The 24,577-nt window shown below is 64.3% G+C and carries 21 protein-coding genes, 1 other RNA gene and 1 pseudogene; 12 read left to right on the forward strand and 11 right to left on the reverse strand.

What is annotated here, in order from left to right; genetic code table 11:
- Positions 1 to 603 (reverse strand): LemA family protein, encoded by a 603-nt coding sequence (locus tag CVO77_RS18340; protein WP_106000304.1) that lies wholly within the window; start codon positions 601 to 603, stop codon positions 1 to 3.
- A 117-nt stretch (positions 604 to 720) separates the two neighbouring features.
- Here CVO77_RS18340 and mscL point away from each other — a divergent pair, with 117 nt between their 5' ends.
- A complete protein-coding gene (mscL, locus tag CVO77_RS18345) occupies positions 721 to 1,137 on the forward strand; it encodes a large conductance mechanosensitive channel protein MscL (RefSeq protein WP_106000305.1) in 417 nt (138 codons plus the stop codon).
- Positions 1,138 to 1,195: 58 nt separating this feature from the next.
- Positions 1,196 to 1,551, forward strand: a transfer-messenger RNA (tmRNA) gene (gene ssrA / locus CVO77_RS18350).
- A gap of 137 nt (positions 1,552 to 1,688) precedes the next feature.
- On the opposite strand, the gene CVO77_RS18355 is transcribed toward ssrA, so the two are convergent.
- Positions 1,689 to 2,099 (reverse strand): MerR family transcriptional regulator, encoded by a 411-nt coding sequence (locus CVO77_RS18355; RefSeq protein ID WP_106000306.1) that lies wholly within the window; start codon positions 2,097 to 2,099, stop codon positions 1,689 to 1,691.
- 106 nt (positions 2,100 to 2,205) lie between these two features.
- Here CVO77_RS18355 and CVO77_RS18360 point away from each other — a divergent pair, with 106 nt between their 5' ends.
- The 4 genes from CVO77_RS18360 (at position 2,206) to CVO77_RS18375 (ending at position 7,215) form a co-directional block, all read left to right on the forward strand.
- A complete protein-coding gene (locus CVO77_RS18360) occupies positions 2,206 to 2,844 on the forward strand; it encodes a cation efflux transmembrane domain-containing protein (protein ID WP_106000307.1) in 639 nt (212 codons plus the stop codon).
- Between the two features lie 134 nt (positions 2,845 to 2,978).
- Entirely contained in the window at positions 2,979 to 4,661 is a 1,683-nt protein-coding gene (locus CVO77_RS18365; RefSeq protein WP_106000308.1) for an MFS transporter, read from the forward strand.
- The gene (locus CVO77_RS18370; protein WP_106000309.1) at positions 4,658 to 5,860 is read left to right on the forward strand and encodes an HlyD family secretion protein; all 1,203 of its coding nucleotides are present in this window, start codon (positions 4,658 to 4,660) and stop codon (positions 5,858 to 5,860) included. The genes CVO77_RS18365 and CVO77_RS18370 overlap by 4 nt, the downstream gene beginning before the upstream one ends.
- The gene (locus CVO77_RS18375; RefSeq protein WP_106000310.1) at positions 5,857 to 7,215 is read left to right on the forward strand and encodes an efflux transporter outer membrane subunit; all 1,359 of its coding nucleotides are present in this window, start codon (positions 5,857 to 5,859) and stop codon (positions 7,213 to 7,215) included. The genes CVO77_RS18370 and CVO77_RS18375 overlap by 4 nt, the downstream gene beginning before the upstream one ends.
- A gap of 140 nt (positions 7,216 to 7,355) precedes the next feature.
- Here the strand turns inward: CVO77_RS18375 and CVO77_RS18380 are convergent, their stop codons facing one another.
- Positions 7,356 to 7,961, reverse strand: a complete 606-nt coding sequence (locus CVO77_RS18380) for a TetR/AcrR family transcriptional regulator (RefSeq protein ID WP_158258125.1) — start codon at positions 7,959 to 7,961, stop codon at positions 7,356 to 7,358.
- Between the two features lie 139 nt (positions 7,962 to 8,100).
- Here CVO77_RS18380 and CVO77_RS18385 point away from each other — a divergent pair, with 139 nt between their 5' ends.
- The 3 genes from CVO77_RS18385 to CVO77_RS18395 are packed head-to-tail and all read left to right on the forward strand — an operon-like array spanning position 8,101 to position 13,862.
- Entirely contained in the window at positions 8,101 to 9,282 is a 1,182-nt protein-coding gene (locus tag CVO77_RS18385; RefSeq protein ID WP_106000312.1) for an efflux RND transporter periplasmic adaptor subunit, read from the forward strand.
- 10 nt (positions 9,283 to 9,292) lie between these two features.
- Positions 9,293 to 12,460, forward strand: coding sequence for an efflux RND transporter permease subunit (locus CVO77_RS18390; RefSeq protein WP_106000313.1), 3,168 nt, complete (start codon positions 9,293 to 9,295; stop codon positions 12,458 to 12,460).
- A complete protein-coding gene (locus CVO77_RS18395; protein WP_106000314.1) occupies positions 12,453 to 13,862 on the forward strand; it encodes an efflux transporter outer membrane subunit in 1,410 nt (469 codons plus the stop codon). Before CVO77_RS18390 ends, CVO77_RS18395 begins: the two co-directional genes overlap by 8 nt.
- Positions 13,863 to 13,990: 128 nt before the next feature.
- On the opposite strand, the gene CVO77_RS18400 is transcribed toward CVO77_RS18395, so the two are convergent.
- Positions 13,991 to 15,016, reverse strand: coding sequence for a formylglycine-generating enzyme family protein (locus CVO77_RS18400; RefSeq protein WP_106000943.1), 1,026 nt, complete (start codon positions 15,014 to 15,016; stop codon positions 13,991 to 13,993).
- A gap of 527 nt (positions 15,017 to 15,543) precedes the next feature.
- Here CVO77_RS18400 and CVO77_RS18405 point away from each other — a divergent pair.
- Positions 15,544 to 15,843, forward strand: a complete 300-nt coding sequence (locus CVO77_RS18405; protein ID WP_197709650.1) for a type II toxin-antitoxin system TacA family antitoxin — start codon at positions 15,544 to 15,546, stop codon at positions 15,841 to 15,843.
- Between the two features lie 6 nt (positions 15,844 to 15,849).
- Positions 15,850 to 16,377: a GNAT family N-acetyltransferase gene (locus CVO77_RS18410; protein WP_106000315.1), complete on the forward strand. Its 528-nt coding sequence runs from the start codon at positions 15,850 to 15,852 to the stop codon at positions 16,375 to 16,377.
- A 79-nt stretch (positions 16,378 to 16,456) separates the two neighbouring features.
- Here the strand turns inward: CVO77_RS18410 and CVO77_RS18415 are convergent.
- Positions 16,457 to 18,240, reverse strand: a pseudogene (locus CVO77_RS18415) (type IV secretory system conjugative DNA transfer family protein).
- A gap of 468 nt (positions 18,241 to 18,708) precedes the next feature.
- Here CVO77_RS18415 and CVO77_RS18425 point away from each other — a divergent pair.
- Positions 18,709 to 19,713, forward strand: a complete 1,005-nt coding sequence (locus CVO77_RS18425) for a GSU2403 family nucleotidyltransferase fold protein (RefSeq protein WP_158258126.1) — start codon at positions 18,709 to 18,711, stop codon at positions 19,711 to 19,713.
- A 323-nt stretch (positions 19,714 to 20,036) separates the two neighbouring features.
- On the opposite strand, the gene CVO77_RS18430 is transcribed toward CVO77_RS18425, so the two are convergent.
- From CVO77_RS18430 to CVO77_RS18455, 6 genes are read right to left on the reverse strand one after another with little or no spacing between them, the layout of a single operon-like run.
- Positions 20,037 to 20,792 (reverse strand): SDR family NAD(P)-dependent oxidoreductase, encoded by a 756-nt coding sequence (locus CVO77_RS18430; protein ID WP_106000318.1) that lies wholly within the window; start codon positions 20,790 to 20,792, stop codon positions 20,037 to 20,039.
- Positions 20,793 to 21,578: an SDR family NAD(P)-dependent oxidoreductase gene (locus CVO77_RS18435; RefSeq protein ID WP_106000319.1), complete on the reverse strand. Its 786-nt coding sequence runs from the start codon at positions 21,576 to 21,578 to the stop codon at positions 20,793 to 20,795.
- Positions 21,579 to 21,809, reverse strand: coding sequence for a biotin/lipoyl-containing protein (locus CVO77_RS18440; protein WP_106000320.1), 231 nt, complete (start codon positions 21,807 to 21,809; stop codon positions 21,579 to 21,581).
- A 23-nt stretch (positions 21,810 to 21,832) separates the two neighbouring features.
- A complete protein-coding gene (locus tag CVO77_RS18445; RefSeq protein WP_106000321.1) occupies positions 21,833 to 22,816 on the reverse strand; it encodes an alpha-ketoacid dehydrogenase subunit beta in 984 nt (327 codons plus the stop codon).
- Positions 22,813 to 23,796, reverse strand: coding sequence for a thiamine pyrophosphate-dependent dehydrogenase E1 component subunit alpha (locus CVO77_RS18450; RefSeq protein WP_106000322.1), 984 nt, complete (start codon positions 23,794 to 23,796; stop codon positions 22,813 to 22,815). Before CVO77_RS18450 ends, CVO77_RS18445 begins: the two co-directional genes overlap by 4 nt.
- Positions 23,797 to 23,801: 5 nt before the next feature.
- Positions 23,802 to 24,329, reverse strand: a complete 528-nt coding sequence (locus CVO77_RS18455; RefSeq protein WP_106000323.1) for a nuclear transport factor 2 family protein — start codon at positions 24,327 to 24,329, stop codon at positions 23,802 to 23,804.
- Positions 24,330 to 24,577 lie beyond the last annotated feature (248 nt).

The following is a 24,577-nucleotide window of genomic DNA, read 5'->3' on the forward strand; positions in this document are numbered from 1 at the left end:
TTATTGACCGAAGTCGACCTTTGGCGCGACGTTCGCATTGGGGCTGACCGCCTTGTACGGCGTCATCGGCTTGGCGCCGTGAACGATCTTGGCGCCGATGATGTCGGGGAAGGTGCGGATCGTCGTGTTATAGTCCTGCACCGCGCCGTTATAATCCTGGATCGAGATATTGATCCGGTTCTCGGTCCCTTCGAGCTGGGTCATCAGGTCGGCGAAGCGCGCCTGGCTCTTGAGTTCGGGATATTTTTCGACCGTGACGAGCAGGCGGCCGAGCGCGCTCGACACATTGCCCTGCGCCTGCTGGAAGGCCTGGACTTTCGCCGGATCTTCGAGGTCGTCGGTGCTGAGCTTGACCTGCGTCGCCGAGGCGCGCGCCTGGATCACGCCCTCGAGCGTCGCCTGTTCGATCTTCGCCGCGCCCTTCGCGGTTTCGACAAGGTTGGGGATCAAGTCGGCGCGCCGCTGATAGGCGGCCTCGACATTCGCCCACTTGGCCTTTGCGGCCTCTTCCTTGGTGGGAACGCTGTTGATGCCGCAGGCGGACAGCGACAGCGCGGCAACCGGCACGATCAGCAGACGGGCAGAACGATAGGACATGGTCATCTAGCTCCCTCGCGCGGCGTTTTGCCGCAACAATACACATAATAGGATCGTGCTTGCCTTTGTGCAATCACCGGCGCATTTTCCCGATACGGAAAAGATCATCCGGGGAGCAACAAGATGCTGAACGAATTCAAGGAATTTATCGCCAAGGGTAATGTCATGGACCTCGCGGTCGGTGTCATCATCGGCGGCGCCTTTGCAACGATCACCGGTTCGCTGACCGAGGACCTGATCATGCCGATCGTCGGCTGGCTGTTCGGCGGCGTCGATTTTTCGAGCAAGTTCATCCTGCTCGGCAGCATTCCCGACGGGATCGCCGCGACCGATTATGTCGCGCTCAAGAAAGCCGGCGTCGCGATGGTCGGTTATGGCGCCTTCATCACCGCGTTGATCAACTTCCTGATCCTGGCGTGGATCATCTTCCTGCTGGTCAAGATGGTGAACCGCGTGACGCGCCGGGCCGCCGATGCCCCGGCGGGGCCGAGCGAGGTCGATATCCTCACCGAAATCCGCGACGAATTGCGGAAAAAATAGGGGTTTCCGGCCGACGCGAGAGCGGGCCGGGGCCGATTCAGGACGAACGCCCGCCTGCGCTCTTTCCAAGCGCGGGCGGGTTTCCTATATAGGGGGTGCCGGTTTCGACCGGCTATGGTGATAAATGGTGTCGTGGAATAGACACAGCGGACCCGGGGGCAGTACCCGGCGGCTCCACCACAATCCCGCCGATCCGCAAGGAAAGGTGGGCTTCTGACGGGGCCGAACCAGGATCGACGTGTGTTCAAAGACGATATTTTTGCCCGGGCTGAGTAACCCGTTCAAGGCTCAAAACCAATAGGTGCTAACGATAACGAAGCACTCGCTCTGGCTGCGTAACCGATAAGCCTCACGGCCTAAGGTTATTCAAATAGAACGCGGTTCGGACCGAACCGGGCAACAGAATCGGATACCAGCGGCTGGGGACGAGCCGGGCAACAGAATCGTCCCACCTTTCCCCATATTCTCCCTCGTCATTCCCGCGAAAGCGGGAACCCAGTTGCGTTGATCGCTCGCTGGATTCCCGCTTTCGCGGGAATGACGAGGGAGGTTTAATGCGCGCCCTCGCATTGCCCGTGATCCCCCAGCGCCTCGATGACGCGGCAGTCGCCCGCCAGGCCGCCGCGGCAGCGGCCGACGATGCGGGCGAGTTCGTCGCGGAGCGCCGACAGTTGCGCGATCTTTTCCTCGACCTGGTCAAGGTGCGCGGTCGCGATGCGGTCGGCGTCGGCGCAGTCGCGGTCGGGATGATCGGACAGGTCGAGCAGCGAACGGACTTCCTCGATCGTGAAGCCCAGGTCGCGCGAATGGCGCACGAAACTGAGGCGCGAGCGGTGTTCGGCGCCATAATCGCGGTAATTGGCCCCGGTGCGCGCGGGCGGGGGCAGCAGGCCGATCCGCTCATAATAGCGGATGGTTTCGATATTCGTGCCGGTGGCACGCGACAATTCGCCGATCTTCATCGCTTGACCCTGTAGTTGCTACAGGCTGCATATAGGACGCCGACTCGAAGAACCAAGCGGGACGCTTTCGCCGGAAAGCCCACCCGATGAGAAGGAGGCTGCGGCGATGGCCGATCAATGTTGTGCGGGGAAAAGCGGCAAGACCGCGCTCAATGACCCCAGATGGCGGCGCGTGCTGTGGATCGCGCTGATCGTCAACGCCGCGATGTTCGCGGTGGAGATTGCCGCGGGCGTCGCCGCGGATTCGCGCGCGTTGCAGGCCGATGCGCTCGACTTTCTGGGCGACAGTGCGAATTATGCGATCAGCCTGGGCGTCGCCGGCATGGCGATCGCCTGGCGGGCGCGCGCGGCGTTGCTCAAGGCCGCGACGATGCTTGCCTTTGGGCTCTGGGTCTTGGCCTCGGCGGTCTGGGGCTTTTTCGCCGGCAGCGCGCCCGAGGCGGAGACGATGGGGATCATCGGCGCGGCGGCGCTGGTCGCGAACGTCGTCGTTGCGCTGATGCTCTATCGCTATCGCACCGGCGACGCGAACATGCGGTCGGTCTGGGTCTGCTCGCGCAATGACGCGATCGGCAATTTGGCGGTGATGGCCGCGGCACTCGGCGTGTTCGGTACGGGACAGGGTTGGCCCGACCTGCTGGTTGCGGCGATCATGGCGGGGCTCGCGATCTGGGGCGGGCTCGACGTCCTGCGCCATGCGCGCAGCGACCTTGCCACCACGGCGGCGGGCGAGGCAGCAGCCTGAGGGGCGGCCTGAGGGACGGGTAGCGAAAAAGGTTTTCGCGCGCCGCGCCCGCGCATATTGTGCCGCGGCGATGCTCATGGGTCCGATCCTGCAAACCGCGCGACAAAACGGCGTTGGGGCAAAGGACGAATCGCATGGCTGAGGCGTCCCCGAGCGCCGCCGCGGCGCAAGACTATGTCTTCAAGCCGCACGAGCGGCCGTTCATGCCGGGCTCGCCCGCGTCGCCCGATCATCCGGCGGGGCGCAAGCTCGGCTATTTCCTGATCGGCGTCTATCTGGCGATCATCGGCGGCATGACGAACGGCCTGCTGATCGCGAACCTGACGGGTTTGCAGGGGCATATGGACCTGACCCCGGCCGAGGCCGGCTGGGTGACCGTCGCCTATAATATGACGAATGCGTGCATGAGCATCCTGCTCTATAAATCGCGCCAGCAGTTCGGCATCCAGCGTTTCGTGCGCGTGGTCATCATCGCGCTGCTGATGGCGAATTTCCTCCAGCTCTTCGACGCCGGATACCGGATGGAGCTGATCGCGCGCGGTGTGGCGGGGATCGCGGCGAGCGGCCTCACCACGCTCGCGGCCTTTTACCTGATGCAGGGCCTGCCGGCGGAAAGGCGCATCGCCGGGTTCCTGCTCGCAATCGGCCTGACTCAGGTCGCGGTGCCCTTTGCGCGCGCGATCTCGCCGCTGCTGCTGTTCGACGGCGACGTGGCGCATCTGTTCCATTTCCAGTTCGCGCTGTCGCTCGTCGCCGTCGGGCTGGTCTTTCTGTTGCAGGTGCCGCCGGGCGAGACGATCAAATCCTTTGAAAAGCTCGACATGCTGACCTTTCCGATGCTGGCGGTCGGGGTCGGACTGCTCTGCGCCTTTCTGGTGCAGGGGCGGATCCAGTGGTGGTCGACCCCGTGGCTCGGCGGCGCGCTCGCGGCGTCGGTGGTGCTGATCGGCGCGGCGTTCCTGATCGAGCACAACCGCCAGAACCCGATGCTCCAGACGCGCTGGATGGGGAGCGCGGCGCTCGTCCAGTTCGCGCTGGTCGGCGCGCTGGTGCGCGTGCTGACCTCCGAACAGAATTTCGGCGCATCGGGGCTGCTGGCGGCGACCGGCCTCATCAACGACCAGCTCGTCACCTATTATTGGGTGCTGACCGGCGCGACGCTCGCGGGGGCGATCCTCGCGATCCTGCGGCTCGACCCCACCGACCTGCGCCGCCCGGTGCTGGTGTCGCTCGCGGTGATCGCGGTCGGCGCCTTTCTCGATACCCATTCGGGGCTGCGCACCGGGCCGGTGAACCTCTATTTCTCGCAGGCGGCGATCGCCTTTGCCGCGGTCTATTTCATGGGGCCGATGATGATGGAGGGGCTGCTCCGCGCGCTGACCAAGGGGCCGTCCTATCTCGTCAGCTTCGTCGGGGTGTTCAGCCTGTCGCAGACGCTCGGCGGCCTTGCCGGGGTCGCGGCGCTGTCGGCCTTTCATACCCTGCGCACCAAGGCGCATCTGATGACGCTGGGGCAGAGCATCTCGACCAACAATCCCGCGGTCGCGCAGGGACTCAACAGCCTGGCCGGCGCGTTGACCGGCGACATGACCGACCCGGCGCTGCGCAGCGCGGTCGCGGGGTCGCAGGTGGTGCGCGAGGCGGCGCGCGAGGCGACGATCCTGGCGTTCAACGACGTCTTCTTCGTCATCGGCGCCTTCGCGGCGCTGGCATTCGTGCCGCTGTTCGTGCGCTGGGCCTACAACCGGCGGCGCGGACACAACCCGCTGGCGAAGGAACTGGAAGCATTGCAGAAAATGAGGGCGCAAAACCAATGAGCGACGACAAGTCCGACACGCCGCAGCCGGAAACGCCCGAGGTCGCTCGCAAGGCGCCCGCACCGCCCCCTGCTGAAGAGCCTGCGCCCGAAGCGCATAAGGGGTCGCCCGATGATCAGATCGGCCCGCCACCCGCGGGCTGGCGGCCGCCGCAGTCGCGCGGCCGGATCATCCTGTTCGGCGCGATCATCCTCGCCGGGGCGCTTGCCATTCTCTATGCTTGGGGCCTGCCGCCCTTCCGGCCCGACAGCCAGACCACCGACAATGCCTATATCCGCGGCCAGACGACGATCATCGCGCCGCAGGTCGGCGGCTATGTGACCGAAGTGCTGGTGCAGGATTTCGAGCATGTCGCTGCGGGGCAGGTGCTGGTGCGGATCGACGACAGCATCTATCGCCAGCGCGCCGCGCAGGGCGCGGCGAATATCGCGGCGCAGACCGCGAGCCTTAGCAACAGCCAGCAGAGCCAGCGCTCGGCCGAAGCGCAGGTGCGGTTGCAGGATGCCGCCGTCGCCAACGCACAGGCGCAGCTTCAGCGCGCGCAGGCCGACATGCGCCGCGTCAACGAACTGGTCGATGCGGGATCGGTGTCGCTGCGCGAGCGCGACCAGACGCTCGCCGCGCTCCGCCAGGCCGAGGCGGCGGTGCGCCAGGCCGCGGCGCAGCGCCAGATCGCGGTCGAGCAGGTGCGCTCGGTCACCGTCGGGCGCAGCGGGCTCGAAGCGGGGGTGGAAAATGCCAAGGCCGCGAGCGGGCTCGCGGTGATCGACCTGCGCCGGACGGAGGTTCGCGCGCCGCGCTCGGGCCGCCTCAGCGAAGTGTCGGTGCGCGTCGGGCAGCTCGTCAATCCAGGCACCCAGCTTATGTATCTGGTGCCGCAAACCCATTGGGTGGTCGCCAATTTCAAGGAAGCGCAGACCGCGAACATCCGCGTCGGGCAGGCGGCGCGGATGCGGGTCGACGCGCTCGGCGGCGCCGAGCTGAGAGGAACGGTCGAAAGCGTCGCGCCCGCGGCGGGCAGCGAGTTCAGCGTCATCAAGCCCGACACCGGATCGGGCAATTTCGTGAAGGTGCCGCAGCGGATCGCGGTGCGCATCCGCATCGATCCGGGGCAGAAGCTCGCGGCGCGGCTGGGGCCGGGCATGTCGGTCGTCGCCACGGTTGATACGGACGGCGCCGGTACGGATGGCGGGCGATGAGACGCGCCGCGCTGCTGCTGCCGCTGCTCCTCGGCGCCTGCGTGCCGGGGCTGACGCCGCGCCCGGCGGGGAGCGCCGTCGCGCCGCCCGCCGACTGGCGCACGGCGTTGCCCGCCGAGGGCGCGATCGACGCCGCCTGGTGGGGACGCTTCGGCGATCCCGAGCTTACCGCGCTGGTCGAGCAGGCGCGCGCGAACAACAGCGACCTAGCGATCGCCGCGGCGCGTGTCGCCGAGGCGCGGGCGCAGGAGCGTGTCGCGCGCGCGCTGCTGCTGCCCACGCTGTCGGCGAGCCTGTCCGGATCGGACGCGCGGACGGTCAACGCCTTTGGTCAGCCGAGCGAGAGCGTTTCGGAGCAGCCGGGCTTTCAGGCGGCGTATGAAATCGACCTGTTCGGCGGCAATGCGGCGCGGCGCGATGCCGCGCGGGCCAATGCCGCGGCGGTCGCGGCGGCGCGCGAAGCGGCGACGCTATCGGTCAGCGCGGCCGCGGCGAGCGGCTATATCACGCTGCTGGCGCTCGACGCGCGGCGCGGGCTGTTGAAGCAGACGCTGGTTTCGCGCGGCGAAGCGCTGCGCATCGCGCGCGACCGGGCCGAGGCGGGCTATACCTCCCAACTCGAACTGCGTCAGTCGGAAGCCGAATATCGCGCCGCCGAACAGCAGATCCCCGCGATCGAGGCGGCGATCGCGCGGCAGGAAAATGCGCTGTCGCTGCTCGTCGGCGACACGCCCCACGCGATCGCGCGCGGGGCGAGCTTCGATGCGCTCGCGACGCCGGCGGTGCCCGCCGTGCTGCCGTCAGACCTCGTCCGCCGCCGGCCCGATATCGCGCAGGCCGAATATGCGCTCGCCGCGACCGACGCCAATCTGCGCGCCGCGCGGGCAGGGTTCCTGCCGCAGATCCGGCTTTCGGCCTCGGCGGGGGCGGTGGCGTCGGACTTGCTCGGCGATCCGATCAGCATCTGGTCGATCGGCGGCAGCATATTGGCGCCGATCTTTCAGGGCGGGCGGCTGCAGGGGCAATATGACGCCGCGACCGCGCAGCGCGACCAGGCGGCCTTCGCCTATCGCAAGGCGGTGCTCACCGCGTTCCGCGAAGTCGAGGACCAGCTTGCGTTGATCGACCGGCTCGGCGTGCAGGAACAGGCGCTGCTCGCGCAGCATAGCGCCGTCGCCGAAGTGCTGCGCCACGCGACCAACCGTTATCGCGCCGGCTATTCGCCCTATCTCGAACAGATCGACGCGCAGCGCGCGCTGCTCGCGGTCGACCTGGCGCTGATCCAGCTTCGCGCCGACCGGCTGACCGCTTATGTCGCGCTCTATCAGGCGCTGGGGGGCGGGGCCGACATATAGGGCCGATCGACATTCAGCTCTGGCGGCCTGCAAATGGCGACTTTCCGCGCTTCCGGTGCTCACGTGCAGACAGCACGCTGCGCTCCGGGTCGCGAAAAACCGCCATTTTCGACTCGCCATCTTCTGAATGTCGATCGGCCCTAGACGATCTTGAAATGGCTGATGAAGGGCTGGAGCCGCCAGCGGACCTGCGCTTCGTCGAGGATGCCCGCTTCGACCCCGGCCAGCGTGCTGAGCAGCGAATCGCCGGTCAGGATCGACATGAAGAGATGGGCGGCCGCCTCCGCGTCGTCGATCTCGGCCTTGCCCGCCGTCGTCCAGCAGGCGAAAAGCTCGGAAAGTTCTTCGATCGCGGGTATGTGGAGGTCGCGGTAGGTTTGCACCGCGAAATCGCGGTCGCGCAGGCATTCCGAAACGAGCATCCGGATCAGCGCAATCGCGCGCGGCGACCGCCGGAATTCGCATTCGCGCGCCACATAGCCCATCAGGACATCGATATTGGCCCGCGTGTCGTCGGGCGCGCGCTCCATGCGTTCGAGCATCGTTTCGTCGCGCCAGCGAATCGCGATGGCATGGAGCAGCCCCTGCTTGTTGCCGAACAATTCATAGAGCGTCGCGAGCGAACCGCCCGAGCGCCGGACGATTTCGGCGAGGCTCGTCCGGTCATAGCCCTGTTCGATGAACAGCGCCTCGGCCGCATCGAGAATCGCTTCGTGCCGCCGTTCGCGCGGGCTGGGTCCGTCCATCCGGCACGGGGCTGATTCGCACTTGTCCAACGCTTCTTCTCTCCCTTGCTCTTTGCTGTAATTTACATTACATGGCGATTCAATGCAACGGTTCAAGCCCGTTCCACGTTCAGCAAACATCGATTTTCCAGGGGTTCTTATGATTCGCCTTCGTCCCGTGGCAAGCGCCGCCTGCGCTGCGCTGGCACTCGCGCTCGCTTCCTGCTCGTCCGAGGCGCCGCCCGCGCCACCGCCGCCCGAGGTCAATATCGTGACGGTTGGCACCCAGGCGGTGCCGAACGTCATCGAACTGCCCGGCCGCGTCCAGGCCTATCGCACCGCCGAAGTGCGCGCGCGCGTCGATGGCATCGTCGAACGGCGCCTGTTCGAGGAGGGCAGCTATGTCGCCGCGGGCAAGGCGCTGTTCCGCATCGACCCCCGGCAACTGACCGCCAACGTCAACGCCGCGCGCGCGCAGCTTGCCCGCGCGCAGGCGACGGCGGCGAACGCGCGGCAGGTGGTGAACCGCTATCAGCCGCTCCTGTCCGAACAGGCGATCGGCAAGCAGGAATATGACGCCGCCGTCGCGGCGCAGCGCACCGCCGAGGCCGACGTCCAGTCGGCGCAGGCGAATCTCGATTCGGCGCGGCTCAGCCTGGGCTATGCGACCGTCACCGCGCCGATCGGCGGCCGCGCGCGGCGCGCCGAGGTGACCGAGGGGGCGCTGGTCAGCGCCGCGCAGGGCACTTTGCTGACGACGATCGAGCAGATCGACCGCGTCTATGTCAATTTCGGCCAGTCGAGTTCCGACCTGATGGCGATCCGCCGCGACATGGAATCGGGACGGCTGGAATTCCCGCCGGTAGGCCGGGTCGAGGTCCAGCTGATCCTCGAGGACGGCACGCCCTATCCGGTGGTCGGGCACCTCGACTTCTTCGACCTGTCGATCGACGAGGCGACCGGCACGGCGGCGCTGCGCGCCGAATTTCCGAACACCAGCAACGCGCTGTTGCCGGGGCAATTCGTGCGCGCGCGCATCAAGGCGGGGGTGCGGCCCAACGGCATGCTGATCCCGCAGCGCGCGGTCAAGCTGTCGGCCGATGCGGCGACGGTGATGATCCTCGATGCCAAGAATGTCGCGACGCTGCGCCCGGTGAAGCTGGGCGAGATGCAATTGGGGCAATGGGCGATCGTCGAGGGGCTGCGGCCCGGCGACCGCGTGATCGTCGATGGCCTGCAAAAGGTCCAGCCGGGGCAGACGGTGAAGGTCGCGGGAACCGCCACGACCCGGCCCCCGGCGGCCAGGACGGCGCCGCCCAAGACCGCGACGACCAAGCGCTGAAAGCGATAGCATGACCCCCCGTTTCTTCATCGACCGGCCCATTTTTTCATGGGTCATCGCCATCGGCATCCTGCTCGCGGGCATCATCGCGCTGCGCAGCCTGCCGGTCGAGCAATATCCGTCGGTCGCGCCGCCGTCGCTGACGATCAGCGTCACCTATCCCGGCGCCGACGCCGGGACGCTCGAGCAGAATGTCACCCAGGTGATCGAGCAGGAGCTGAACGGGGTCGAGGGCTTCCTCTACATGGCCTCGACCAGCGAATCGAACGGCACTGCTTCGATCACCCTGACCTTCGAGGCGGGGACCAACATCGACAATGCGCAAATGGAGGTCCAGAACCGCCTCCGCCGCGTCGAGCAGCGATTGCCCGAGGATGTGCGGCGCCAGGGCATTTCGGTCACCGAGGCCAATTCGGGGTTCCTGCTGATCGTCGCGATCACCTCGAAGAGCGGCAAGACCGACCCGATGGAGATCAACAATTTCGCGAACACGCGCGTGCTCGACGAACTGCGGCGCGTGAACGGGGTCGGCAACGTCCAGGCCTTTGCGCCCGAATATGCCATGCGCATCTGGCTCGATCCGCAAAAGCTCGCCTCCTATCATTTGTCGGCGGCCGAAGCGCTCGGCGCGGTGCAGGAACAGAATAGCCAGACCCCGGGCGGCCAGCTCGGCGACCAGCCGCTCGCCAAGGGCGCACAGATCAACGCGGTGATCACGACCCAGGGCCGCTTCACCAAGCCCGAGCAGTTCGAAAGCATCATCCTGCGCGCCAACGCCGACGGGTCGGCGGTGACGCTGGGCGATGTCGGCCGCGTCGAACTCGGCGCCGCAAGCTATCTCTTTTCGTCCGAACTCAATGGCAAGCCGATGGCGGGGCTCGCGGTCCAGCTCACCCCCGGCGCGAACGCCCTGTCGACCGCCGCGGGCATTCGCGACCGGATGGACGAGTTGTCGAAGGGCTTCCCGCCCGACGTCACCTGGTCGATCCCCTATGACACCACCCCCTTCATCAGCCTGTCGATCGAGGAAGTGGTCAAGACGCTCGCCGAGGCGATGGTGCTCGTCTTCCTCGTCATGTTCCTGTTCCTCCAGAACTGGCGCGCGACGGTAATTCCGACGGTGGTCGTCCCGATCGCGCTGGCCGGCGCGTGCCTTGGCCTCTGGATGGCGGGCTTTTCGATCAACGTGCTGACGCTGTTCGGCATGGTGCTTGCGATCGGCATCCTCGTCGACGACGCGATCGTCGTGATCGAGAATGTCGAGCGCATCATGAGCGAGGAGCATCTGTCGCCCTATGAAGCGACGGTGAAGGCGATGAGCCAGATCACCTCGGCGATTGTCGGCATCACGCTGGTGCTGATCGCGGTGTTCATCCCGATGGCCTTCTTCCCCGGATCGACGGGGGGCATCTATCGCCAATTCTCGCTGACGCTGGCGATCTCGATCGGCTTTTCGGCCCTGCTGGCGCTGACGCTGACGCCCGCGCTGTGCGCGACCTTGCTCAAGCCGCACGACACGGTGAAGCGCGCCGGACCGATCGGCGAGCGCGTCGATCGCTTCTTCGACGGTTTCAACCGCTGGTTCGGACGCACGACCGACCGTTATCAGGGGCGGGTCGGCCATATGCTGTCGGCGCCGCTGCGCTGGCTCGGCGTCTTTCTGGCGCTGGTCGGGATCACCGCCTTGCTCTTTTTCCGCCTGCCGGGATCGTTCCTGCCGCAGGAGGATCAGGGCTTTCTGATCACCGTCGTGCAGGCGCCGCCGGGCGCGACGACGCAACGCACCGATATCGCCGCGAACCAGGTCAAGAAATTCTTCGCCGAACAGCCGCAGGTCGAGAACACCGTGTTCGTGCGCGGGTTCAGCTTTTTCGGCCAGGGGCAGGCGAACGCGATCATGTTCACGCCGCTGAAGCCGTGGAAGGAACGCCGCGGCAAGGAAAACAGCGCCGACGCGATCGCCGGCAAGGCGATGGGCGCGTTCATGGGCATCAAGGAGGCGTTCGTCTTTTCGCTGAGTCCACCCTCGATTCCCGAACTCGGCACGTCGAGCGGTTTCACCTTCAAGCTGCAGGATCGCGGCGGCGGCGGCCGCGACGCCCTGCTCGCGGCGCGCAACCAGATGCTCGGCGGCGCGATGCAGAGCAAGACGCTCGCCAACGTCCGACCCGAAGGGCAGGAGGATGCGCCGGTGCTGAAGGTCGATATCGACCGCATCAAGGCGCGCGCGCTCGGCCTGTCGATCGGGGACGTCAACGCGACGCTCGCGATCAGCTTTGGCAGCGCTTACGCCAACGACTTCACCCGCGAGGGCCGCGTGCTGCGCGTGCTGCTCCAGGCCGACGCCGCGAGCCGGATGACGCCGCAGGACGTGCTCGACCTCAAGGTACGGAGCGCGGCGGGCGAGATGGTGCCGTTCGGATCGTTCAGCACCGCCGAATGGAGCGCGCAGGCGCCGCAGCTTCAGCGTTATAATGGCTATCCGGCGATGACGATTTCGGGCGAACCCGCGCCCGGCCAGTCGACCGGCGAGGCGATGGCGGAGATGGAGCGGCTGGCGCAGGCGCTGCCCGCCGGCTTTGCCTATGAATGGACCGGCATCTCTTATGAGGAGAAACAGTCGGCGGGGCAGATCGGCATGTTGCTGGGGCTGTCGCTCGTCGTCGTCTTCCTGCTGCTCGCGGCGCTGTACGAAAGCTGGTCGGTGCCGGTGTCGGTGCTGCTCGTCGTGCCGCTCGGCGTGCTTGGCGCGGTGCTCTTTTCGATGCTGCGCGGGCTCAATGCCGACATTTATTTCAACGTCGGGTTGATCACGATCATCGGCCTTGCCGCCAAGAATGCGATCCTGATCGTCGAATTCGCGATCGAGCAGGAGGCCGAGGGCAAGTCGACGCTCGACGCGGTGATGGAGGCGGTGAAGCTGCGCCTGCGCCCGATCATCATGACCAGCCTGGCCTTCATCCTCGGCATGGTGCCGCTGGTGATCGCGAGCGGCGCGGGGGCGGCGAGCCGCCGCGCCGTCGGCACCGGGGTGATGGGGGGGATGATCGCCGCGACCCTGCTCGGCATCTTCTTCATCCCGCTTTTCTATCTGGCGGTGCGCAAGTGGATCAGCCGCAAGCGACCCCCGGCGCCATCCGAGAAAAGCCATCATGAGGAGGAGCCGAACCATGCGTAAGCCGATCCTGCTCCTAGCCGCGGCGACGATGCTGTCGGGGTGCGTCAATCTCGCGCCGCCGCAGACCCGCCCGCCGCTGCCGACCGCGCCCGATTATCCCGAGGGTTTCGCGAATGACGTGACGCTCGGCCAGCGCGCGACCGAGATTTCGTGGCACGATTTCTTCGCCGACCCGCAGCTCGAGGCGCTCGTCGCGCGCGCGCTCGATCGCAACCGCGACCTCGCGATCGCGGTGGCGCGGATCGAAGAGGCGAGGGGGCAATATCGCATCCAGGACGCCGACCGCCTGCCGACCGTCGGGGCGAGCGCCGACGCGACGCGCAGCCGCGCCTTTTCGGCGCTGTCGACGCCGCCCGGCCCCGACACGGCGAACCGCTATTCGGTCGGCGTCGGGGTCACCGGCTTCGAACTCGATTTCTGGGGGCGGGTGAAGAATCTGTCGGAAGCGGCGCGCAGCCAGTATTTCGCGACCCAGCAGGCCGCGCGGGCGTTTCGCCTGTCGCTGATCCGCGACGTCGCCTCGGCCTATTTCGCCTCGCGCGGGGCGGAGGAGCAGATCGTCCTGGCCGAAGCAACGGTGACGAGCCGGCGCGAGGGGCTGCGCATCGCCAAGCTGCGGCTCGATGCCGGGGTGACCTCGGCGCTCGACTATCGCCAGTCCGAAACGCTGCTGACGCAGGCCGAGACCCAGCTTGCGAGCCTGAAGCTGGCGAAGGCGCAGGCCGACAATTTCCTTGCCGTTCTCGTCGGTGGGCCGGTTCCCGCCGATCTGCCCGCGCCGCTGCCGCTCGTCGATCAGTCGCGCCCGCCCGCGCTGACCGCGGGACTGCCGTCCGATCTGCTGGTGGCGCGGCCCGACATATTGCAGGCCGAGGAACAGCTTCGCGCCGCGCGCGCCAATGTCGGCGCGGCGCGCGCAGCCTTCTTCCCGTCGATCTCGTTGACGGGGAATATCGGCTTTGCCTCCTCGTCGCTCGACAGCCTGTTCGGCAACAACGGCCTGAGCTGGAGCTTTGGCCCGACGATCAGCCTGCCGATCTTCGACTTCGGGCGCAACAAGGGCAATCTGACCGTTGCCGAAGCGCGTGAGAATATCGCGGTCGCGACCTATGAAAAGACCGTCCAGTCGGCGTTCCGCGAAGTCGCCGACGCGCTCGCCGGGCGCCGCCACCTTGCCGAACAGGTCGAGGCGCAGGAACGCGGAACGCTGGCGCAGCGGCGCATCGCCGACCTGGCGCGCAAGCGCTATCGCGAGGGGGTGTCGACCTATCTCGAAGTGCTCGACGCCGAGCGCAATTTGTTCGCGTCCGAACAGGCGCTGATCGAGTTGCGCCGCGCGCAGGTCGACAATCTGGTCACGCTTTACGTCGCGCTCGGCGGGGGGCTCGTCGAACCGTCCTGAGGCGGATGATTCCGGCTTCACTCCTTTCGTCATCCCGGCGAAGGCTGGGATCTCACCGGAGCGATAGGCCGATACGGCGAGATCCCAGCCTTCGCCGGGATGACGATTCCATCAAAAATGATCACGCGCTAACCAGCCGCAGGCGGCCTGTCATAGACGAGGCGGAAACCGACATTGCTTGTCCCCATTCCGGGGTCGCGGCCCTGGCGCGAGGCGGGGCGATAGCGCTGGCAATAATTGGGCGCGCAAAGATAGCTGCCGCCCTTCACCGTGCGCGACGGCGTGTCGGGGCTGAACGGATCATAGGCCGATCCTTCGTCGGGGCCTTTGGGATCCTTGCTGTCCTTCGGGTCGTGGCCGGGGCGGAAAAAGTCGGAGGTCACCTCCCACACATTGCCGACCATGTCGTAAAGGCCGTTGGCGTTGGGCTTGTAGCAGCCGACCGGCGCGACGCCCTTGAAGCCGTCGGTTTCGGCATTGTAATTGGGGAAGGCGCCCTGCCAGCTGTTCGCCTCTTCGGGCTGGATATTCTTCGACCGCTGTCCCGCGCTCGCGGCATATTCCCACTCGGCCTCGGTCGGGATGCGCCCGCCCGCCCATTGGGCATAGGCGACCATATCGTCCCAGGCGAGGTGGACGACGGGCTCGTTCGGCACCGCGTCGGGGCCGCCCGGACCATAGGGTTTCTTCCAGTTCGCGCCGGGGACATATTTCCACCAGTCGGTGTAGCGGTTCGACGGGAAATCGGGTGGGGTGAACACCGCCGATCCGGGTTTCAGCATGTCGGGCGGGATCTGGTCGGCGGGCACGTTGAACTGTTTGGCATCGACCGGATTCTCGGCGACCGTCACATAATGCGCCGCTTTCACGAAGGCGGCGAACTGGCGATTGGTCACTTCGTGCGGGTCGATCCAGAAGCCGCCGACGGTAGTGGTCCGCACCGGTCCCTCCTCGTCATAGACATCCTCTTCGCCCATATCGAACGTCCCGCCCGCGAGCCGGACTGGCGTGTCGGCGATGCGGGGGCATGCGCGCGCGCCGGCGGCGGCCACCTCCTTCGCTTGCGGTGCGCCACCTCCGCCGCACCCGGCAAGCGCCGCAAGCGACGCCGCCGCCAGAAGCGCGGCGAAGGGTCCGAGTGTGGAACGCGGCATGATCTTCTTCCCCCTTGAGCCGGTGCGAGTCGGCTGATCGACCCATCCCCAATCCATATGAACGCTTGCCAGGGATTTGCCAAAGCTCCCGCTTTCACGGCATTGCGCGCGCGCGGGCATCGGCCCTTTGGTGGAAAATACCCTGTCGTTCGGCCTGCTGGGGGTCGTCCGGACACACAGCGACAGCAGGGGACGAGAAAGTTGGAGGTAGCGGGAGCCAAAGAGGCAATCTAAGTAATTGTTAATATTCGATATTATCTCTGCCTCAATTGCATTTACCAACATGCATACCATCACTCATTTTTCATAAAAATGGGAATCGAATTGAGGGATTGTGAAGGCGGGAAAGTCGGAATCGAAAAGGCCGAATCAACCATTGCGACTGGCACGGCATAGCCGGTCATAGTCCCCTACGTGTGGCAACGCGGTATGATCGATAGAGTGTCGCTTTATCGATCACGTATCCAACAATTTTTGATCGATAAGCCATTTTACACGACATTGCGTTGCACGGCAAAATGCCGTATATGACCACGCGAAAGGAATTTCTGATGGTGTCCGTTTCATCCCGTGAAACCAAGCGCGAGCGGATGGAGTTGCGCGTGGCGGCGTCTGCCAAAGCGCTCATCAAGCGGGCGATGGCTGTAAGCGGCATGACGGCTGGCGATCTTGCTTATGAGGGTGCGCGCCGCGTGCTCGATGAACATGAGCGCATGAGACTTTCGCAAGCCGATGCCGACGCCTTCCTGAAAGCGGTCGTCACCCCGCCTGCGCCAGCCGATGGACTGATCAAGGCATTTGAGCGCCATAAATCTGTCGTCGGTTGATCCTGCTTGCCTCTCACCTTCGAGCCGCTCGCCAAGCGCCATGACCGTTCGCACTTTCGCTGCGGCGAGGTCGAGCTTGGCGAGTGGTTCCAGAAACGCGCGGGACAAGATGAACGCCGGAACATCGCGCGCGTCTTTGTCGCACTCGACGACGATTCCCAGATTGTCGGCTTCTACAGCTTAAGCGCGTTCACCCTTTCGTTGGACGAAGTGCCGCATGATGTCGCCGCGAAGCTTCCTCGCTACGATCACATCCCAGCCGCTTTAATCGGCCGACTTGCCCGACACGAACAATCGCGAGGCAAAGGGATCGGCGAGATTCTGATAGCCGACGCGCTGCATCGGATCGTCAATGTCGCCCAAGATCTAGCCGTTTTTGCCATAGTGGTTGAAGCTAAGAGCGGCGCAGCGTCTGACTTCTATCAATCGCTCGGGTTTATCCCGTTTCCGATGCACACTGATCGGCTGTTCATGCTGACATCCACAGCAGCGGCCGCGCTCAAGAAGGCGAATCCCGCTGCCGGTCCGGCATAAGGCCGTTCCGCCCTGCCAAGCAACGGCTTCGTGCCTTGCGCATTTCGCTAATTTATGTCGCGAGTTGTGCGATTCCTGCTCACGGCGGACATGTTGAATCCTTGCGATCATGGTTCGGCAGATAGGTAAGATCGATATCGACCGACAGGCGCGGCAGATTCCATTCGAACAGATTGATGGCGGTGCCGCCCTCGACCGGCAGGTTGACGCGCTTGTCGGCCGCCGCGTCGGGGTCGTCGCGTTCGAGATCAGGCTGTTCGAGTTGCTTCGCAGGCTCCGCCTGCGGCGGCTTTTCGTCGAGCGAAGGATGCCGCTGCTGCTGCAAGCCGCCATCCTCATCGGCACCGGATTCTTCATCCGCCTTGCCGAGCCTGCGATCCGGAGCGCGAACCAGTCCGTTCCAGTCGTCAGGGCGCCCCTTCGGCCGATCGGGATAATCCCCATCGCAAAGCGCGGGCGGCGGCGCGAGGCGCGCGCGGAAATTACGATCCTTGAAGTAGCGCAGCTTCGTCGCCCGGATCGGAGCCATTCCCGATATCAGCACGAGTTCATCGGCAGGCGGAAGCTGCATCACCTCACCCTGCGTCAACAGCGGACGCGCGGTCTCCTGCCGGCTGACCATGATATGCGCGAGCCAGGGCGCGAGGCGATGCCCGGCATAGTTGCGCATCGCGCGCTGTTCGGTCGCGACACCCAGAGCATCGGAAATCCGCTTCGCCGTGCGCTCGTCATTCGTAGCGAAGGCGACGCGGACGTGGCAGTTATCGAGGATGCTATTATGCTCGCCATAAGCCTTCTCGATCTGGTTGAGGCTTTGCGCGATCAGGAAGGCGCGCACGCCGTAGCCCGCCATGAAGGCAAGGCTCGTCTCGAAGAAATCGAGCCTCCCGAGGGCCGGGAACTCGTCGAGCATCATCAGAAGCTGATGTTTGCGCCCCTGCGCCGGGTCGGCGTCGAGCTTCTCGTCTTTCGTGCCACGGTGATTGGTGGTCATCATCCGGCGCAGTGTCGTGACGAACGGCCGCCGGGGATCGGACAGGAAGGTCGCGACGCGGGCGAGCGTCTTTTCTTCCTCGGCATAGAGGATGTGAAGGATCGCTCCAACCAGCAGGCTGTGGCTGGTTTTTCCCAGTGGCTTCGCCTCTCGAGCGCTCCTTCCGGATCGACCAATATGTCGGCGATATTCTGAACATCGCGGACCTCGTTCGCGCCCTTCCTGACCTCCAACAGCGGGTTGTATTTAGCGGACCGCGGATCGGTGGGGTTGAACAGGAGGACATAGCCGAAGCGTGCCCGCCAGCCGGCGGTGAGCTGCCAGTTCTCGCCCTTGATGTCGTGGATGACGGTCGAACCGGTCCAGCTCAGCAGCGTCGGAATGACGAGGCCGACGCCTTTGCCCGAGCGGGTCGGCGCGAACGCCATGACATGCTCCGGTCCATCGTGGCGCAAATATCGTCCACGCTGGCGGCCGAGGAATACGCCTGCGTCATCGAGCAGGCCGACCTTGCCGATTTCGCGCGGGGTTGCCCAGCGGGCCGAACCATATGTGGTGACATGGCGCGACTGGCGCGCGCGCCAGAGCGATCCAGCGATGGCGGTCGCGCAACCGAAAAAGCCGCTCGTCCCTGCGAGCATGCCGGCCTTGTCGAATATCTCCGGCGCGTAGGCTTCATAATGATACCACCATGGGAAGAGCGCCCACGGACGATAGACCGGTGTGTCTCCAGCCATGAACCAGGCCGGGCCGAGTTGCGGCTGATAGCCGAGCTGCCCCGCGCACCATTGCGTCGCGGCCCACACGCCCGCAATGACGATCGCGAACACGACAAGGATTTGACCGACAAGAAGTTTGGTGGGCGTCAAGGGATTCTCCCAGCGACACGGCGTCGCCTTCCGAACCCCGAAAATCAGCCGGACGGGAAAAATCGCATAGGACGGTTATGGCGCGCGATGATGCAGCACGACGCAATGCGAAGGGCTATCTCATGCAGAAGTCAGGATGGCGGACCGATACGGCTCGTCACTGCCCAATCTGCGGCCAGCTAAGCTGATTCTCGGGAGGCGTCCGCTCGGATCATAGACGATGACCCGGTGCGGCAGTTCCGGCCCCCATCGCCACAGAACAAGGTTATGATGGTTCGCCGCCGCGCCCGGCACAAAACTCGGCGCAATCATTCCGCGAGCCGCCGCTCACTCTTCTAAGCGGGAAACATATAGAGAGCCAATGAGGATTTGCCCTGCTTTTCGGTAAGAATCTACTGATACAGGGCAATTTCTTGTAAAATGGCGGTTTACCCTGCATATAGAGGAAAGCAGAGAAAGCAGGGTAATATGAAAGCTGTCACTCCGTTCAGCGATGAACAGGCGCGAAACCTGATCAACATTCGCCAGCAATATGAGGTATGGCGCGACTCCGAGCGCGCACTCGCCGAAATGCCATATAATCTGCGGATCAAGGAGGTGTCCGGAAACGCTTATCTCTATGAGCTCACCGATCGGGAAGGCAATATGAAGAGCCTCGGTCGGCTGGACGACGAGAAGCAGGCGCAATTCGATGCCTACAAGAGCGACAAGGAAGAGGTCAAAGCGCGCATAGAGGCCAGCCGAACGATGCTCGCCGAGCGCGCGCGCATCTATCGCTCGCTCCATTTACCGATGATCGATCCGGAAGCAGGAAAAATCCTGCGCGAGGCCGATCGACGCCAGCTTCTCGGCAGCCACCTCATGGTGGTCGGCACGAACGCAATGCCCGCCTATCATATCGAAGCGGGCGGCGCGATCCGCGACGTTCCGGAGGAAACGCTAGACTTTGACCTCGCGTGGACCGCCGAGCCCCCCGCTGACGAGATATCGTCGATCTGGATGATGCTGAAGGCTGTCGATCGGACCTATAGCGTCAATACCGAGCGCCAGTTTCAGGCACGCAATGCCAAGGCATATGAGGTCGAGATCCTGGCCGCTCCCAGCACGATTGACGGGATGTTCCGCAAGGATCAGCCTAGGCCGATCGCGCTCCCCGAGCAGGAATGGCTACTGCTGGGGCGACAGGTCGACCATGTCGTCATCGCCCGTAACAACGCGCCCGCACGGATCGTAGCCCCCGACCCACGCTATTTCGCGTTGCACAAGCTCTGGATGGCGGAGAAGGCTGGTCGGAATCCGCTCAAGCGGCCCAAGGATGAGAAGCAGGGCATGCTGCTACTCGACGCCGTCGCGGAAGCCATGCCTCATTACCCGATGGACAATGCGTTTGTCTCCAGCCTCCCCCCCGCGCTTCTTCCACATTTCGATCGCTGGAGGGCTCAGTGGAAAGGAGAACCGGCATCGTCTTGGTAGCACAGGCTCCCTCAAGGGCCTCAGCCAAGGCAACGCACCTATGCGCTCGCTCCGTCGCCATTCCGATGCCAGATCAGATTTCGCAATAGGCAACATCGTGGCTGCATCGCGCCTCATCTAGGTCATAGCCGGCCCCGAGGCGTCTGCCCGAAACCTGCCGTTCGCGCATGCTGACAGGGGCGTCAGCAAAGCACCTCATGCTGATCGTTCCGGCCAGACTTTTCATATGACCGAAGGCGTCATTCCGTGGGCAATTTGCGTTCTGGCTTCATTGCATTCGTTGTAGAGTTTCCTAGTCTTGCAATGAATTGAGCCTTCCGAAGCTACTGAAGTCGAGCGGCGCCATCGAGGCGGATGCTTGTGCCGTTTACCATTGGAGCAGCGATTATAGCTTCGACAAAGCGCGCAAATTCTTCGGTACGGCCTAGCCGGCTGGGGTGCGGGACGCCCGCGGCGAGCGCGTCTTTATACAGTTGAGGTAATGCTTCAACCATCGGACTGAGGAACGTGCCCGGCGCAATAGCAACAATCCTGATCTTGTGCGGAGCCAAATCGCGCGCGATGGGCAGCGACATTCCAACGATCGCGTTCTTCGAGGCGCTATACGCCGCCTGTCCGGAAATGCCGTCGAAGGCGGCGATCGACGAGGTGTTGACGATCACCCCGCGTTCTTCGCCGATCGGGTCAGTTGCGCACAGTCTGGCGGCGAATTGGGATAGCGTGTTGAAGGTACCGGTCAGGTTGATGTCGATCATCCGCCGGAAATCGTGGAGCGGATGGGGAACGCCATCCTCGCCGACGGTCGGGATCAGGTCGGAGATTCCTGCGCAATTGACTAGGATGCGGGCGATGCCATTTCTGCTCTCTGCCGCATCCAGCGCCGCTTTCACGCTCGTTTCGCAAGTGACGTCGCATTCCGCGAAGAATGCGCCGGCTTCGGCTGCGTTTCTTTCGCCGGCGACAGCGTTAAGGTCGAAGATCGCGACTTTCGCACCCCGCGCCGCCAGCAGTCTTGCGGTCGCTGCGCCGAGGCCGGATCCACCGCCCGTAACGATGGCGGCTACGCCGTCGATTTCCATCTAGTTTCCTTCCGGTCTCGGCGCGTCGATCATCGACCCGGCGCCTGCGTACCAGCCGCCGTCGATGATCAATTCGGCACCCGTAACATAACGGGCGTCGTCAGAGGCGAAATATAGGACGCCATGTGCAATATCGATCGGATCGCCGGTCCAGCCCATCGGAATGCGGGCGTTGACCGCCGCCAGCTGCTCGGGTGCGATATTGCCGGCAATTGGCGTATCGATCCTGCCGGGCAGGATCGTGTTGACCCTGATACCCTGCCGGGCGAATTCGAGCGCAGCGGCGCGGCTCATCATGCGAACCGCGCTCTTCGAGGCATGGTATGATAGGGCGTCGGGGCTGGGGGTGATTGCATAGATCGACGCGATATTGACGATCGCGGCGCCCCCTGCCTTGAGGAGTTCCGGCGCCGCCGCCTGCATGCCGAGAAGCGTTCCCGTCTGGTTGACCGCGATCACATCGGACCAGGTTTCGGGGGTAGTAGTGCGCACCCCGCCCATGCGAAAAATACCGGCGTTGTTGACGAGCGTGGTCAGGCGGCCAAAGCGTTCGACGGTGAAGCGCACGGCCTGCTGCCAGCTTTTGGCGCTGGTAACGTCGAGCGGGGTAAAAGCAGCTGCGCCGCCCGCAGCAGTGATCTGGCCGACGACGCTTTGCCCGGCCTCGATCTGGATATCGCCGACGACGACATGGGCGCCTTCGCGGGCGAAGAGTTCGGCCTCAGCTGCGCCGAGGCCGCTCGCGGAGCCGGAAATCAGGGCAACCTTACCGTCGAGCCGACCCATCTATTCGATGACCGCAAGGATGGCGCCGACCTGATAGGTCTCGCCGATCGCGGCGTGGATCCGCAAAGTCCCAGTTGCCGGGCTCTCGACTTCTTGCGTCGATTTCTCGCTTTCGAGGGCATAGAGCGGCTCGCCTTCGACAGCCTGGCCGCCGTCCGCAACGAGCCATTCGACCAACTCGCCTTCGTTCATCGAGAAACCGATTTTGGGCAACAAAACTTCGACTGCCATGGAGGGATTTTCCTTTTTTGGTTTTAGGCCAGTAGCTTCGCAGCCGCGGCTTCGATGGCGGCAGCATCGGGGGCGAAGGCGGCCTCGAGCGGGCGGGAGAACGGAACGGGGCAAAAGGCGGCACCGAGCCGCCGAACGGGCGCCTTGAGCGTGTCGAACAGATTTTCGTGGATAACCGAACTGATCTCGGCCCCCGCGCCGAACGGTGTCACCGCTTCGTGCACGACGATGGCCAGTCCGGTCTTCTTCACCGATGCCAGCACGGTTTCGCGGTCCCAAGGGGCGATGCTGCGCAGATCGATCAATTCGGCCGATATGCCCCGGCCCGCGAGCGCTTCGACCGCCGCGGCGGCTTCCTGCACCATCTTCGCATAGGCGATGATCGTCACGTCGCTACCTTCGCGCACGACACTGGCTTTGCCGATGGGCACGCGATGACCGCTCTTTGGCGCCTCGCCCTTGGTGAAATATGTCGGAAGATTCTCGATGAAGATCACCGGGTCGGGATCGTCGATTGCGCTGCGGAGCAGGCCATAAGCATCGCTCGGGTTCGAGGGCGCCACGACCTTGATTCCCGCAGTATGCGCGAACCAAGCCTCCAGATAATCGCTATGCTGACCACCGTTCGCAAAGCCGCTGCCGGTCATCGTGCGGATCACGATCGGAACATTGGTTTGCCCACCCGACATAAAGCGCAGCTTTGCAGCATGATTGACGATCATGTCCATCGCGACGGTCGTGAAGTTCATCAGCATGATCTCGGCAACAGGCTTGAACCCGCCGAGCGACACGCCGATCGCCGCCCCGACGATCGCCTGCTCGGCGATCGGAGTCGATCGGACGCGGTGATCGCCGAAGCGCGTCGAGAGTCCCTTGGTGACGCCGAGGACGCCGCCATCTTCGGGGTCGGCGACATCTTCGCCCAAGATCAGCACCGTTTCGTCGGCTTCCATGGCATCGGCGAGCGCGCGGTTAATGCTTTCGAGGATCGTGATGCCACCCATCATGCCGCCTCCGCCGCAAAGACATCGCGGCCAAGTTCGGCGACATCGGGGAAATCGCTCGCGAGCGCATAATCGATCGCTGCGTCGATCTCGGCGTCGATGGCGGCCTCCATCGCGGCAAGATCGGCCTCGTCGGCGTGACCCTGTTCGATCAGCCATCCGCGAAAGCGGGGAACAGGGTCCGCGGCGATCGCCGCCTGCTTGCGCTCGGGATTCATGTAAGCGTCGGCATCGCCAAAGATGTGACCATGGAAGCGATAGGTCATCGCCTCGATCAGCGTCGGGCCGCCGCCGGCGCGGGCGCGTTCGATGGCATCGCGCGCCGCCGCATAGGTTTCAATGACGTCGTTGCCGTCGATCCGGATGCCCGGCATCGAATAGGAGGCTGCGCGGTCCGCCACGCGCGGCGCCGAGGTCGCTTTTGCATAGGCGGTGTGCTCGCCCCACTCGTTGTTCTGGCACACGAAGACAACGGGGAGTTTCCAAACCGATGCGAGGTTGAGGGCTTCATGAAATGCGCCGATATTCGATGCGCCGTCACCGAAATACGCCACGGTGACCCGACCGTCGCCTTTGAGCTGCGACGACCAGGCGAGGCCATTGGCGATGGGCATCGAACTGCCGACGATCCCGGTGGTCACCATCACCCCCGATTTCGGGTGGGTGATGTGCATCGGGCCGCCCTTGCCCTTGCATGTCCCGGTCACGCGGCCGGCGAGTTCGGCCCAGAGATCCTTTAACGGCACGCCTTTTGCGAGCATGTCGTGGGTACCGCGATAGATGGTGCAGATATAGTCGCTGTCGTTGAGGTTGGCCGAAACCGCACTGGGGATCACTTCCTGACCCCGCGGCGAATAATAGGGCATCACGAGGCGGCCGGTCATGATCACCTTGCGCGACCGTTCGTCATTGGCCTTGATCAGCGCCATGCGCCGATAGATCGACACGAGCGTTGCTGCGTCGGGCCCGGTTCTGTTGGTCATGCGGTTCAGATTCCTTTGTCGCGAAGCCGTGCATATGGGCGGTAGCCAAAGTCGGCGGCGTCGCGCTGGCCGACCACAAAGACGCCGGGATCGATCCCACCGCTTGCCAGACCGGCATGGGTATAAACCCAGTCCATGACCACGACGCGATCCAGCAGGCGCCATTCGCCGTTCCGGTATTCGAGAACGTCGGCATAACGGCCGCCCGCCACGTCATCGGCGATGCCATCGCCATCAGCGCGGATATGATGCGCGACGAAGACGGTTTCGGCGGCGGCGCGTGTGCCGCTAACCTCGATGTTCGATTGCCCGATGACATGCGTGGTGGAGGTCCAGTGCTCCTGCATATAGGGGAGGATGAATTCGGCAAACCCGCGCGCCGGGCCATTATAGATGCCGTGGTTGTCCTTCGCATCGTCCCAATAGACGCTGTTCAGAAGGTCGGCGTCGAGCCGGTCGATGCCGCGGCAGTAACGTTCCAGCACTTGCCGGATCCGCTGGTGGTGCAAAATTTCGGTCAGATCGTCCTGCATGTTTCAAACCTCTTTGACTGATGACGACATTAGAGTGGGCGCGTGGAGCCTATCTTGACGGGTCGCGACAATTTTTGCGCTCGGAACGACAAGGAAAGCTGCACGGCGGTGGTTGTAAAATCCAGCCGCGCCAAGAGCGACACCGGCCGCCTGCAATCGGGATTTTGTCGTCAAAGATAAAGACGCGCGGTGTGCGGGAAATTCATTATTCGCGGATTGCAGTTCACAAAGAGCGACCAAAAGAAGAG

The sequence above is a fragment of the Sphingopyxis lindanitolerans genome (genome assembly GCF_002993885.1).
GTDB lineage: Bacteria > Pseudomonadota > Alphaproteobacteria > Sphingomonadales > Sphingomonadaceae > Sphingopyxis > Sphingopyxis lindanitolerans.

Coding starts and splice junctions, on each gene's coding strand:
- CVO77_RS18340 (WP_106000304.1), bottom strand. CDS start 603: ATGACCATGTCCTATCGTTCTGCCCGTCTGCTGATCGTGCCGGTTGCC.
- mscL (WP_106000305.1), top strand. CDS start 721: ATGCTGAACGAATTCAAGGAATTTATCGCCAAGGGTAATGTCATGGAC.
- CVO77_RS18355 (WP_106000306.1), bottom strand. CDS start 2,099: ATGAAGATCGGCGAATTGTCGCGTGCCACCGGCACGAATATCGAAACC.
- CVO77_RS18360 (WP_106000307.1), top strand. CDS start 2,206: ATGGCCGATCAATGTTGTGCGGGGAAAAGCGGCAAGACCGCGCTCAAT.
- CVO77_RS18365 (WP_106000308.1), top strand. CDS start 2,979: ATGGCTGAGGCGTCCCCGAGCGCCGCCGCGGCGCAAGACTATGTCTTC.
- CVO77_RS18370 (WP_106000309.1), top strand. CDS start 4,658: ATGAGCGACGACAAGTCCGACACGCCGCAGCCGGAAACGCCCGAGGTC.
- CVO77_RS18375 (WP_106000310.1), top strand. CDS start 5,857: ATGAGACGCGCCGCGCTGCTGCTGCCGCTGCTCCTCGGCGCCTGCGTG.
- CVO77_RS18380 (WP_158258125.1), bottom strand. CDS start 7,961: ATGGACGGACCCAGCCCGCGCGAACGGCGGCACGAAGCGATTCTCGAT.
- CVO77_RS18385 (WP_106000312.1), top strand. CDS start 8,101: ATGATTCGCCTTCGTCCCGTGGCAAGCGCCGCCTGCGCTGCGCTGGCA.
- CVO77_RS18390 (WP_106000313.1), top strand. CDS start 9,293: ATGACCCCCCGTTTCTTCATCGACCGGCCCATTTTTTCATGGGTCATC.
- CVO77_RS18395 (WP_106000314.1), top strand. CDS start 12,453: ATGCGTAAGCCGATCCTGCTCCTAGCCGCGGCGACGATGCTGTCGGGG.
- CVO77_RS18400 (WP_106000943.1), bottom strand. CDS start 15,016: ATGCCGCGTTCCACACTCGGACCCTTCGCCGCGCTTCTGGCGGCGGCG.
- CVO77_RS18405 (WP_197709650.1), top strand. CDS start 15,544: ATGACCACGCGAAAGGAATTTCTGATGGTGTCCGTTTCATCCCGTGAA.
- CVO77_RS18425 (WP_158258126.1), top strand. CDS start 18,709: ATGAAAGCTGTCACTCCGTTCAGCGATGAACAGGCGCGAAACCTGATC.
- CVO77_RS18430 (WP_106000318.1), bottom strand. CDS start 20,792: ATGGAAATCGACGGCGTAGCCGCCATCGTTACGGGCGGTGGATCCGGC.
- CVO77_RS18435 (WP_106000319.1), bottom strand. CDS start 21,578: ATGGGTCGGCTCGACGGTAAGGTTGCCCTGATTTCCGGCTCCGCGAGC.
- CVO77_RS18440 (WP_106000320.1), bottom strand. CDS start 21,809: ATGGCAGTCGAAGTTTTGTTGCCCAAAATCGGTTTCTCGATGAACGAA.
- CVO77_RS18445 (WP_106000321.1), bottom strand. CDS start 22,816: ATGATGGGTGGCATCACGATCCTCGAAAGCATTAACCGCGCGCTCGCC.
- CVO77_RS18450 (WP_106000322.1), bottom strand. CDS start 23,796: ATGACCAACAGAACCGGGCCCGACGCAGCAACGCTCGTGTCGATCTAT.
- CVO77_RS18455 (WP_106000323.1), bottom strand. CDS start 24,329: ATGCAGGACGATCTGACCGAAATTTTGCACCACCAGCGGATCCGGCAA.